The organism is Ruegeria sp. HKCCA5463 (assembly GCF_013034175.1).
Taxonomy (GTDB): Bacteria; Pseudomonadota; Alphaproteobacteria; order Rhodobacterales; family Rhodobacteraceae; genus Ruegeria.
The window spans coordinates 159,457-171,257 of sequence record NZ_WQFL01000002.1 but is presented as its reverse complement, the minus strand read 5'-3'; the positions used below and the strand labels follow the sequence as shown (position 1 = coordinate 171,257).

10 protein-coding genes, 1 tRNA gene and 1 pseudogene are annotated in these 11,801 nt (G+C 58.0%); 8 read left to right on the top strand and 4 right to left on the bottom strand.

The annotated features are described in order from the left end of the window. Position 1: 1 nt before the first annotated feature. Together GOW09_RS06885 and GOW09_RS06880 are read left to right on the top strand one after the other, a co-directional pair. The gene (locus GOW09_RS06885) at positions 2-571 is read left to right on the top strand and encodes a TetR/AcrR family transcriptional regulator (protein ID WP_171116835.1); all 570 of its coding nucleotides are present in this window, start codon (positions 2-4) and stop codon (positions 569-571) included. 125 nt (positions 572-696) lie between these two features. After that, positions 697-1,455, top strand: a pseudogene (locus GOW09_RS06880) (IS5 family transposase). Positions 1,456-1,828: 373 nt separating this feature from the next. On the opposite strand, the gene GOW09_RS06875 reads toward GOW09_RS06880, so the two are convergent. Then, positions 1,829-1,905: transfer RNA gene (locus GOW09_RS06875), tRNA-Arg, on the bottom strand. 115 nt (positions 1,906-2,020) lie between these two features. Between GOW09_RS06875 and GOW09_RS06870 the strand changes: the two genes are divergently transcribed. Then, a complete protein-coding gene (locus tag GOW09_RS06870; RefSeq protein ID WP_171116833.1) occupies positions 2,021-3,046 on the top strand; it encodes a LacI family DNA-binding transcriptional regulator in 1,026 nt (341 codons plus the stop codon). Beyond that, positions 3,043-4,263, top strand: coding sequence for a winged helix-turn-helix domain-containing protein (locus tag GOW09_RS06865; protein ID WP_171116831.1), 1,221 nt, complete (start codon positions 3,043-3,045; stop codon positions 4,261-4,263). Before GOW09_RS06870 ends, GOW09_RS06865 begins: the two co-directional genes overlap by 4 nt. 3 nt (positions 4,264-4,266) lie before the next feature. Here the strand turns inward: GOW09_RS06865 and GOW09_RS06860 are convergent, their stop codons facing one another. Together GOW09_RS06860 and hpaR are read right to left on the bottom strand one after the other, a co-directional pair. Continuing rightward, positions 4,267-4,965, bottom strand: a complete 699-nt coding sequence (locus tag GOW09_RS06860; RefSeq protein ID WP_171116829.1) for a fumarylacetoacetate hydrolase family protein — start codon at positions 4,963-4,965, stop codon at positions 4,267-4,269. A gap of 608 nt (positions 4,966-5,573) precedes the next feature. Further along, a complete protein-coding gene (gene hpaR / locus GOW09_RS06855) occupies positions 5,574-6,008 on the bottom strand; it encodes a homoprotocatechuate degradation operon regulator HpaR (RefSeq protein WP_170345758.1) in 435 nt (144 codons plus the stop codon). Positions 6,009-6,240: 232 nt separating this feature from the next. Here hpaR and GOW09_RS06850 point away from each other — a divergent pair, with 232 nt between their 5' ends. Continuing rightward, the gene (locus GOW09_RS06850; RefSeq protein ID WP_171116827.1) at positions 6,241-7,011 is read left to right on the top strand and encodes an aldolase/citrate lyase family protein; all 771 of its coding nucleotides are present in this window, start codon (positions 6,241-6,243) and stop codon (positions 7,009-7,011) included. A gap of 4 nt (positions 7,012-7,015) precedes the next feature. On the opposite strand, the gene GOW09_RS06845 is transcribed toward GOW09_RS06850, so the two are convergent. Beyond that, positions 7,016-8,158: a DUF3095 domain-containing protein gene (locus GOW09_RS06845; protein ID WP_171116825.1), complete on the bottom strand. Its 1,143-nt coding sequence runs from the start codon at positions 8,156-8,158 to the stop codon at positions 7,016-7,018. Positions 8,159-8,299: 141 nt separating this feature from the next. On the opposite strand from GOW09_RS06845, the gene GOW09_RS06840 reads away from it, so the two are divergent. The 3 genes from GOW09_RS06840 to GOW09_RS06830 all read left to right on the top strand — a co-directional run bounded on the left by GOW09_RS06840 (position 8,300) and on the right by GOW09_RS06830 (position 11,664). Beyond that, on the top strand, positions 8,300-9,472 hold the full coding sequence (locus GOW09_RS06840; RefSeq protein ID WP_171116823.1) for an MFS transporter: 1,173 nt from the start codon (positions 8,300-8,302) through the stop codon (positions 9,470-9,472). A 23-nt stretch (positions 9,473-9,495) separates the two neighbouring features. Next, positions 9,496-10,530, top strand: coding sequence for a glycosyltransferase family 4 protein (locus tag GOW09_RS06835; RefSeq protein ID WP_171116821.1), 1,035 nt, complete (start codon positions 9,496-9,498; stop codon positions 10,528-10,530). Between the two features lie 111 nt (positions 10,531-10,641). Next, positions 10,642-11,664, top strand: coding sequence for an aspartate-semialdehyde dehydrogenase (locus tag GOW09_RS06830; RefSeq protein WP_171116819.1), 1,023 nt, complete (start codon positions 10,642-10,644; stop codon positions 11,662-11,664). Positions 11,665-11,801 lie beyond the last annotated feature (137 nt).

The following is an 11,801-nucleotide window of genomic DNA, read 5'->3' as shown; positions in this document are numbered from 1 at the left end:
AATGTCAGAAACTATCACCCGAGCCTCACCCAAAAACGCCGCGACCAAAGAAGACTGGATATTGCTGGCTTACAAAGTTCTGAACGAGGGCGGCGTTTCCGCGATAAAAGTCGTACCAATGGCAAAGCGACTGAACCTGACAAGCGGTAGCTTTTATTGGCATTTCAAAAACGTCCGTGAGCTTTTGGATGAGGTTCTCAGATATTGGGAGCAGGAACTGACTGACAAAGTGATCGCACAGGCAAAGACATTTGGCGGCCCCCCGGAAGACCGAATTCTTCTTCTTATGAAAAAGGTCATTGAAGAGGACGCCGCATTGCCTGATCACGCTGTCTCAGTCTGGGCGAATACCGATGAGAAGGTGAAAGAATCGTATCAAAGAACCATCGGCAAACGCTTCCAATTTGCCACCTGGATGTTTGAACAGGCCGGTTTCTCGAATGAGGAAGCGAAAGCGCGTGGAAGACTCATGGTCACGTCGCTAATGGGAGACTCTTCGACTGGTCTGAAGGCGCAAGGCGATTGGGAAAAGGTCATCGAACGGGAACACGCAATTCTTGTCGGAAAGTAGAAAAAAGTCAGGATACTAGCCAGATTAGGATGCTTGCTGGAAACGGAACACTAGTTTTACCAGCCTCATGACCCATTGGATTAAGTTATGCGGCGTGATTCACGGTTCGAAAACGAGCGATAAACATGTCTGATCACTTCTGACTAACGGACACGCAGATGGCGCGTCTTGAGCCTTTCTTCCCGCGGTCCCACGGGAAACCTCGCGTCGATGACAAGCGTGTCTTGAGTGGGATTATATTCATTAATCGTAACGGGTTAAGATGGCGTGATGCACCCAAGGAATACCAGCCACACAAGACCTTGTACAACTGTTGGAAGCGGTGGAGTGATAAGGGCATCTTCGCGGAAATGATGATGGGCCTGTCCGCCGATCACGGCGAAGAAAAAACCGTGGTGATTGATGCGACCTATCTGAAGGCGCACCGCATGGCATCCAGCCTCGGGGTCAAAAAAGGGGGCGAGGACGACTGATACACTGCCTGGCAGGCGCATCTACAGGATGCTGCCGAGAGGGGACGCACCAAAGGCGGCATGAACACGAAGCTAAATGCCATCTGTGACAGCCAGGGGCGCCCGTTGAACTTCTTTATGACCGCCGGTCAGGTCAGTGATGATACCGGTGCAAAGGCCCTGCTAAACGGTCTGCCGGACGTGGAGTGGCTGCCTGGAGATCGTGGATATGATGCCGATTGGTTCAGAGAAGCGTTACAAGACAAAGGGATAAAGGCCTGCACACCTGGTCGAAGACAGCGAAAGAAGCCCATCCGATACGACAAGCGACGCTACAAACGTCGCAACCGTATTGAGATCATGTTCGGCGGGTTGAAAGATTGGCGGTGAGTTTCAACGCGATACGACCGCTGCCCGAAGGCTTTCCTGTAAGCAATCGCACTCGCGGCTATCGTCATATACTGCTTATGAGCTCTGAGGTTAGCGCTTGTAATTCCAACTCTCGAACCTTGCTAAGTTCCACCTCGCGTAACTTAGTCGTGCCGTGACTTTGTGCTAAACACCTCCAAGGCTTCTTGTGATGTTTCGACCAAAAGGTTTACCCGTCTCTGGATCAGTGGTGCCCTTTAAAATCTTGGGCGTAGACATCCTAACCCGCCAAGCTGTACCGGGTCCGCTTGGTTGCTCAAGGTTCCTATCATTACTCATGGCCTACTTTTTGTGTTTTAAATTCGTCGTGTAAGTCCACCACCCCCCGTGACACCACGCACGCCAAATGATCACTAAAATAAAGACTTACAAAAACTGGCGACCCCGGCAGGATTCGAACCTGCAACCTGCCCCTTAGGAGGGGGCTGCTCTATCCAGTTGAGCCACGGGGCCGCGCCCCGCCTTCTGTAACCGGGAATTTCCGTGTTGTCATCGCCTTTGCACAATTGTTGTACACACCGACCTGTTCGCGCTAGCATCGGACAAAACAACTACGCAGGTGCCTCCCGTGAACAGTGAAACCAAACGCCCGCTTACCCTTCGTGATGTGTCCGAGGCTTCCGGTGTCTCAGAGATGACGGTGAGCCGGGTTCTGCGTAACAGGGGGGATGTGTCCGACGCCACCCGCACCCGCGTTCTGGCGGCCGCGAAAGAGCTGGGATATGTCCCCAACAAGATCGCGGGCGCGCTGGCATCCAGCCGGGTCAACCTGGTCGCGGTAATCATCCCCTCGCTTTCGAACATGGTATTTCCCGAGGTGATGACCGGCATCAATCAGGTGCTGGAAGATACCGAACTGCAACCCGTGGTTGGCGTGACAGATTATCTGCCCGAGAAAGAGGAAAAAGTGCTGTACGAGATGCTCTCGTGGCGACCCTCGGGCGTGATCATTGCAGGGCTGGAACACACCGACGCGGCCCGCGCCATGCTGGATTCGGCAGGCATTCCGGTGGTCGAGATCATGGATACCGACGGCAAACCTGTCGACGCGATGGTGGGCATCTCGCATCGCCGCGCCGGGCGCGAGATGGCGCAGGCGATTCTGAAGGCCGGGTATCAGCATATCGGCTTCATGGGTACCAAGATGCCATTGGATCACCGCGCCCGAAAACGCTTTGAAGGGTTTACCGAAGTGCTGGGCAAACACGGGATCGAGATTGAAGATCGCGAGTTCTATTCCGGTGGCTCTGCCCTGGCCAAGGGGCGCGAGATGACACAGGCCATGCTTGATCGGTCGCCCGATCTGGATTTTCTTTACTATTCCAACGACATGATCGGCGCCGGTGGTCTGTTGTACCTGCTGGAGCAAGGCGTGGATATTCCGGGGCAGATCGGTCTGGCCGGGTTCAACAACGTGGAACTTTTGCAGGGTCTTCCGCGCAAATTGGCGACGATGGATGCCTGTCGTCTGGATATAGGACGTCAGGCCGCGCAGATCATCGCTGAACGCCTGAAGGACCCGGAGTCCGAAATCGAGACACGGGTCACGCTGACCCCCAAGATCAGCTATGGCGATACCCTGAAACGACGATGAATGCGCCCCTGAAGCGGCTCGACAACCGGACGGCCCGCGCCATTTTTCTGGATCGCCATGCTTTGGCCGAACAGCCCGCGGGCGCGGCCAAGGGCGCCGGGCTTCTGGACCTTGTCCAGCGGTTGGGGTTCGTGCAGCTCGACAGCATCAACACGGTTGCCCGCGCTCATGACATGATCCTGTTTTCCCGACGACCTGCGTATCGCAGCGCCAACCTGAAAAGGCTCTATGAAAGGGAAAAAGCGCTGTTCGAACACTGGACACATGATGCGGCCGTGATCCCGATGTCGTTCTATCGGCACTGGCATCTGCGCTTTCAGCGTGATGCGGATCTGTTGAAGGCCCGCTGGAAGAACTGGCGTCGGGATGGGTTCGAGCAACAGTTCGAGACTGTCTTGCAACACATCCGCGACCACGGGCCCGTGTGTTCGTCAGACGTTGGCAAGGATGAAAAGAAAGGCTCGGGCGGTTGGTGGGACTGGCACCCGTCAAAAACCGCATTGGAGTTTCTGTGGCGTTCCGGGGCCCTGACCGTTGTGGGCCGCGACGGGTTTCAGAAACGTTATGATCTGACCGAACGTGTGATCGAAACCCACCTGTGCCCCGGGACCATGGCCTGTGATGCGACGGCAACCGTGGATTGGCTGTGCAACGCAGCGCTGGACCGGTTGGGGTTTGCCACGTCCGGAGAGCTGGCCGCGTTCTGGGGCACGGTCACCGCCGCCGAAGCCAAAGACTGGTGTGCCACGGCGTTGGCTCAAGGAAATATCGAAGAGATCGAGGTCACTTGCGCCGATGGACGCCTGCGCAAAACCTTTGCCCGCCCTGATTTGATGGATCGGGCAACCGACTTGCCGCAACCGCCCGGTCGGATTCGCGTGCTCAGCCCGTTTGATCCCATGCTTCGGGACAGAAACCGGGCCGAGCGGCTGTTTGGCTTTCACTATCGCATCGAAGTTTTCGTTCCCGAAGCCAGGCGCACATATGGCTATTACGTCTTCCCCTTGCTTGAAGGCGATCGATTGATCGGCCGGATCGACATGAAGGCGCATCGGGATCGCGACCTGCTGCATGTCAAAGCGCTCTGGCCCGAACGCGGGGTGCGCTGGTCTAACGCCCGCAGCCGACGCCTGAACGCCGAGCTGGACCGGGTGCGCCGGCTGGCAGGCGTAACCCAAGTGGAATTTGCAAGGGGCTGGCTGAAAGACCCTAAATAGGGCCTATTCCGCGTCCGTCAGGGTCAGTTTGATCGGCTCCAGCCCGTCAATCTCTCCTGTTATGATTTCGCCGGCCACAACCGGGCCTACGCCGGCCGGTGTACCTGTCAGGATCAGATCGCCGGGGCGCAGATGGTAGAAACCGGACAGATGGCCGACGATTTCATCGATCTTCCAGATGAGCTCTTCCAGGGTAGCGTCCTGACGTAGTTCGCCGTTCACGCTCAGCCGGATATGTTTGCCATCGTCCGGCGACCAGTCCGCGGCAGGGGTCAGTGGCGCGAAGACTACTCCGTTTTCGACGTCCTTACCCAGATCCCAAGGCCGCTGTTTGTCCCGCTCGCGGAGTTGCAGATCGCGGCGTGTCATGTCGAGCGCACAGCCATAGGCATAAACCGCATCCCAAGCCTGCGCACTCGAGGCACGAAACACCGGTTTTCCGATTGCCAGCGCCAGCTCCATTTCGTGATGGTAATTCTTCGTCCCCGCCGGGTACGGAACCGTCGCGCCGGACAGGATTGCGTTTGGCGCGGATTTGGTGAAATAGAAGGGCGCATCGCGATCCACCTCATTCCCCATCTCTGCTGCATGCGCGGCATAGTTTCGCCCGACGCAGAAAATGCGCCCGACAGGGTACCCGGCCGTCTCGCCAACGACAGGAATGGTTATAGGATCGGGAAGGGAAAACAGGCTGTTTGACATCGTGGTTCCTGAATTTTTCATCGCTGCCATCTTACGCCCGCCAGAGCTGCCAGCAAGCCGGGATTGCACGCTGGATTTCGCCAATATCCAAGAGTTGTTTCAGCGCGAACCTGCTCAATTCTGACCTGAACGCCCAGTGCCGTTCCAATGCTGTTTCACATCCGTCTTTATTGATGCACCGGAACTTGGACAGATCGGAAATTAACTTGGCTCTGGCGCAAGTCGGGCTAGGTCTTAAATAGGAATTGCGGGGCGCATCTATCTTGAGGTGTGCGATGGCAGCAAATCACCGCACATGCGGGAACATTCGGCCAAAATGACGCCAAGTCATGCCTTGCGGGCCAGTTTTTCCTTCGGCAATTGCCCAAGACTGTTTCGGAGAGCAAAGGTGCACGGCCTTTCCCCCAAAAGGCCAAAAGGCCCTAATCAGAGCCACATTTCCGGCTCGCCATATACTCCGATGCGCAGGCCGGACCGTCAGGCAAGGCGTGACGCAACCGGCCTCAGGCCAGGCCTAACCCAAATCCAAGTCTGGCCACCCCGTCGGAGATCGCCCCTAAAATCTCCGGCGGGGCCTTGCAGATGACACCCATGTTCTGCGGCCGGTATCAGGTATCCAGGTCGTTCAACTCGTTCAGAAGATCCAACAGCAATTCGTGTTTTTCCGGCCCCAGGCGGGAACGAATGCGTTCCGCCTGCGCCATACTGGCGGGCTGATTGGCGTGAATAATCTGAACGCCACGCTCGCCGATCTCGACAATCTGGCGACGCCGGTCAGCCGGGTGGCATCGTCGGGAGATCAGGCCGCGATGCTCCAGTTTCTGCAATATCCGTGTCAGGCTTGGCAGTAACAGACAGGCGCGTTCGGCAATATGCGTCGGTTCCTGCGGGCCTTCTTCGTTCAACACGCGCAACACGCGCCACTGCTGTTCGGTGACACCGGCGTCGGCCAGCATTGCTCGGATCGGTCCCATAACCTTTTCCCGCGCCCGCAAAAGCGCAATGGGCAAAGATCGCGACGTCAGTGGGAGGTCGTCGGTCATGCCAAAATTATCGCCGAAATCCGTGATTTACGCAAGGGAACCCTCAGTCTTCGGTTTGAAGCACAAGAACCGCCGGGACGCCGCCGCCCTTGTGTGACGCGCCTTTGCCGCCGTCGATCCGATGACGCCAAATTGCATTAAAACTGGACAATTTCGCGCCACGGAAGAAGATGTGGAAACGGCCGCTTTCGCGACCACGTGGCGCCGAAGGTTTTGCAACAAAGGAAACAGTATGGCTGCGCAGCAGAACGCGTTCAAACAGGCTCTGAAAAAGGGAGATATGCAGATCGGGTGCTGGATGAGCTTTGCGGAGCCCATAGCGGCCGAGATGATGGGAACCGCCGGTTTTGATTGGCTGGTAATCGATGGAGAGCATGCCGCAAACGATATCCGGTCGATCCGGGACCAGCTTCTGGCGCTTGCGGCAAGCGACTCTCATGCGGTTGTGCGGGTTCCCGTGGGTGAGACCTGGCTGATCAAGATGGTTCTGGATGCGGGTGCTCAGACCATTCTGGTTCCGATCGTGGAAAGCGCCGAGCAGGCGCAAGAGCTGGTTCGGGCCTGCCGTTATCCCCCTGCCGGTGTCCGCGGCGTGGGCGCGATGGCATCGCGGGCGACGATGTACGGATCGGTCGGAGATTACATTCAGACCGCAGATCAGGAGATTTGCCTGTTGTTGCAGGTGGAAACCCGCGCCGGAATTGCTGCTCTGGACGACATTCTGGATGTTGAAGGCGTGGATGGCGTATTCATAGGCCCTGCTGATCTGTCGACCGATATGGGCCATCAGGGCAACAGCGCGGCACCCGAGGTGCGAGCGGTTATCCGGGATGCACTGGCCCGGATCAAGGCCGCAGGCAAAGCGCCGGGCATTCTGGCCACAAATGACCAGGCCCGTCAGGCATATCTGGATATGGGCGCACAGTTCCTGGCGGTTGGCATTGATGTGATGCTTCTGACGCATACGGCACGTGATCTCGCCGCACGATGGAAAGCCGACTGAACGTTCAACGGACCATGGCCGCTGCGGCCTGGGCGTATCCGCCCGAGGCACCGTCAACGAAATGCACATGATCGTCCCGTGTGGCCGACGGGACGAAACAGGTCATCATCGCCTCGTCCTGCACGTGCAGACCGTATCGGATTTTGCCGCGCCCGCGTGCTTCTTTCAGCAAGTGTTCGATCTGTCGCAAAGTGGCCGGGTCACAATCCAACGTCATCTTCAGGCCGTCATCGAACTTGCGGAAATCGGCATTGCTGCTGACCATCGTCCTGTAATGTTCGGGTTCAAACTGCCCCAGCTTCTTGCTTGTTTTGAACAATATCGCGATCAGCAGGTTCTGAAACAGAAGAACGAGCTTGTGCAGAAACAAATTCCGCCCGTTGCGCGAAACATGCGCGTCAATGTCGAGGCCGGGGGGCGGCCACGTCATGGGCGGACCATTCATCGGCACCGGATGACCTGCGCGCTCCAGCTCTTCTGACGCGGACAGAACCGATTGCGCAAGGTCGGCAAAGTCGCGTTCAGTTGCCGACGCAGTGGGTTCAACAACCAGTGACACGATCTGACCGTGCCGCGCCGGGCTGTTGGACCATCTGCATGACAGGCCTGTCAGGTCCGGCTGCGCACCCGGTTCGGCAGGCGCGATCATATGATGACCCGCTTTCATCTCTGCTTCGGCCCAGGCCAAGCCTCCGCCAGAGAACATGGCATAATCCACCCCGGAAGAGGGCGCAAAACGAGCGACGCGCAAGTCCCTGCCTGCTTTTCGGATATCCGCCACCGACACCAGCGCCGCACGCAACGGCATGGAAAACTCTTCTTCCGCCCAGCGCCGCATGGCTGACAGAGTATCCCGCGCTGCTTCAATTTCGCTGGGGGGGATCGCAAACGCCGCCCCGTCGCCGCCAAAGACATAGGGAAACAACTTGCCGCCCATCGCGTTTATCATCGCCGAGATAACAGCAGCCCCCACGGTGTTGACGGTTTTGTATCGTCCCCGCGCGATCTCGCCGGTTGAATCGACTATGTCGGCAACCCCCAGAAACCAGTCGTCGGGCACCGGCGAAAACTGCGCCGGGTCCGCCAGACGGGTGAAATCCCTCAGCAGGGGCAGGTTTTCGTAAAATGCGGAATGGAGGTCTTTCATTTTCCCCCTCGAAATCAAACTTCTGGCAATGATAGCCGGAATGCGGCCCGAGTCCTCTTTTTGAAACATAGTACACATGCTTGTGCGTTGCATCATTGCGTGCCAAGCATTCCTTTCGGATGAGCGGAAAAGAGGCGGGATATGCAGGCGGGTTTGGTGGTTTTGTGCCTGGGCTATGTGCTCAGCCAGTTTTTCCGTGCATTTCTGGCTGTGCTCAGCCTGGATCTTGAACGCGATATCGGCGCTACACCCGAAGATCTGGCCTTTGCATCCGGCCTTTGGTTTCTGGTGTTCGCTGCAATGCAAATCCCGGTCGGCTGGGCGCTGGACAAGGTTGGGCCCAGGCTGACCGCAGCCGCGCTTCTTCTGGTTGGCGGCGCAGGAGGATCCGCAATTTTTGCGGTCGCGACCTCACCGTTGCATGTCAGCATTGCCATGGGCCTGATCGGGGTTGGGTGCTCTCCAGTTCTGATGGCTTCTTACTTCATCTTTGCCCGCGAATACCCGCCCGCGAAATTCGCGACACTGGCCGCCGTCATGCTGGGTGTTGGCTCGGTGGGCAATCTCGTGGCCTCTTATCCGACTGCGCTGGCTGTCGAATGGATGGGATGGCGCGCCACCATGGTTGGGCTGGCCGTGATATCTGCTGCGATTGCTTTGGGTATTTGGCTGAGCCTGCGTGACCCAGCAAAGGTTGATACGGAACACAAGGGTTCACTTCTGGACCTGCTGAAAGAGCCTGCACTGTGGCTAATCATGCCTTTGATGCTGGTGGCCTATGCGCCCTCTGCCGCGCTGCGCGGGCTATGGGCCGGGCCGTATCTGAACGATGTCTTCGGGCTCAGCACCACCCAGATCGGCACCGCGACTCTGGTCATGGGGTCTGCGATGATCGTCGGTACCTTTGTCTACGGACCGCTGGATCGCGTCTTCGGCACTCGGAAATGGGTTATCTTCACGGGCAACGCGCTGGGTGTCGTGGCGCTGACCCTGCTTTGCGTTTGGATCGACCATGCCACATGGCTGTCCGTTCTGCTGTTGGCTATCATAGGGTTCACCGGGGCCAGTTTTCCGGTCATCATGGCCCATGGTCGGGCCTTCGTTCCCGCCCATCTGGTGGGCCGAGGCGTAACCCTGTTGAACCTTTTCGGAATCGGAGGGGTCGGCATCGCCCAATTTGTCACCGGGCGCGTCCACGCGGCCACGGTAGACATCAGCCCCTCTGCACCCTACACAGCGATATTCGGCTTTTTTGCCATCTCGCTTGCCATTGGCTGCGTGATCTATCTATTCAGCCGGGACAGCGTCGACTGACGCTAACCCCGTCAGGAGAGCCCATGTCTGACCCGCGCGTCATTGCCCCCAATCTCAAACGCAGGCTTTCGGGCGTGACGGCAACGATTGCGCGGCTGGTGCCGTTGCAGGTGCAATGGATCGACATTGCAGCCACTGGTCCGGGCCTGCCTGCCGATATCCCGCATATCCCGCTTGGCCGCCTACCCTTTCTGTCGCGCAAAACCCTGCGCGTCTGGCACGCCCGCCGCAATACCGAGATGCTGTTGGGTCTGTTCCTGCGCAACATCCTGCGGCTGCGGCTGAAACTGGTGTTCACCAGCGCGTCGCAACGGGCGCATACGGGCTATACCAAATGGCTGATCGACAAGATGGATGCCGTGGTCGCAACCTCGCGCAAAACCGCCGGGTATCTGGATCGGGATGCACAGGTGATCATGCATGGCATCAACCTACAGGACTTTACCTCGCCCGAGGATAAAACGGCCGTTCGCACCCGGTTGGGCCTGCCTGATGGCCTGCTGCTGGGCTGTTATGGCCGCATCCGCCACCAGAAGGGTACTGACGCCTTTGTGGATGCAATGATCGACCTATGTGGCCGCTTTGACGATGTGCATGGCATCGTCATGGGCCGCGCCACGGAACAACACACCACCTTTCTGTCCGAATTGAAAGACAAGGTCGCGGTGGCGGGTCTGTCCGACCGTATCCTCTTCATGCCCGAGGTTACAGTCGACCAGATCGCCGAATGGTATCAGGTTCTGGACCTCTTCATCGCACCCCAGCGGTGGGAAGGCTTCGGCCTGACCCCGTTGGAGGCGATGGCCTGCGGCGTACCCGTCGTGGCCACCGATGTCGGTGCGTTCTCTGAGATCGTCACCGACCCGTCATTGGGCCATGTAGTGGAGCCCGGCGATGTCCCGGCATTGGCCGATGCCGCCGCCCGGATGCTGGAAAACCGCGATTCCCTAGCGCAATCCGGCCTCGCCGCCCGCACCCATGTCGAGCAGAATTTCGACATCCATCGCGAAGCAAAGACCCTTGTCGCCCTCTACGAACGGCTTTTGACCGACACCTGAGGCGATGCGCCGCGTCAAATCGGTGTCATCAGACGAAATCTGACCCGAAAACCCTTTTTTCTTTGCTGCAACGCGGCTATGAACGCGCGTCCTTAACTTTGGAGACATGAAATGGGCTATCGCGTCGTTGTCGCCGGCGCCACGGGTAACGTGGGCCGCGAAATGCTGAACATTCTGGCAGAACGCCAGTTCCCGGTCGATGAACTTGCCGTGCTGGCAAGCCGTCGTTCGCTGGGTACGGAAGTAAGCTTTGGCGACAAGACACTGACCACCCAGGACATCGACACCTTCGATTTCACCGGCTGGGACATGGCCCTGTTCGCCATCGGCTCGGACGCAACCAAGACCTATGCCCCCAAGGCGGCTGCGGCTGGCTGTGTGGTGATCGACAACTCGTCGCTCTATCGCTATGACCCCGAGATCCCTCTGATCGTGCCGGAATGTAATCCGCAGGCGATCCACGACTACAAGAACAAGAACATCATCGCCAACCCGAACTGTTCGACCGCGCAGATGGTGGTGGCACTCAAGCCGCTGCATGATCGCGCCAGGATCAAGCGCGTCGTGGTGTCGACCTATCAGTCGGTGTCGGGCGCGGGCAAGGAAGGCATGGATGAACTTTGGGATCAGACCAAGGCGGTTTATAACCCCACCACAGACGTGCCGCCGAAGAAATTCCAGAAGCAGATCGCCTTCAACGTCATCCCGCAGATCGACGTCTTCATGGAAGACGGCTCGACCAAGGAAGAATGGAAGATGGTTGTCGAGACCAAGAAGATCGTCGATCCGTCGATCAAGGTCACCGCGACCTGTGTCCGCGTGCCGGTTTTCGTCGGCCATTCCGAGGCTGTGAACATCGAGTTCGAGGAATTCCTGGACGAAGACGAAGCCCGCGACATCCTGCGCGAAGCACCGGGCATCATGGTGATCGACAAGCGCGAAGCGGGTGGCTACGTCTCGCCCGTCGAATGCGCGGGCGATTTCGCCACGTTCATCAGCCGTATCCGCCAGGATTCGACCATTGAGAACGGTCTGAACCTGTGGTGCGTCAGCGACAACCTGCGCAAGGGCGCCGCCCTGAACGCGGTGCAGATCGCGGAACTTCTGGGCCGCGAGGTTCTGAAAAAGGGCTGACATCCCGATTTTCGTCAAAGCTTGAAAACCAGGAAACCCGCTGATTGTTCAGCGGGTTTTTTTGCGTTTTCCAATAGCCGGTTTACAGACGACGTGACGGTTCGGTCAGGTTGCTGATGCCAACGGAAATACTGCAT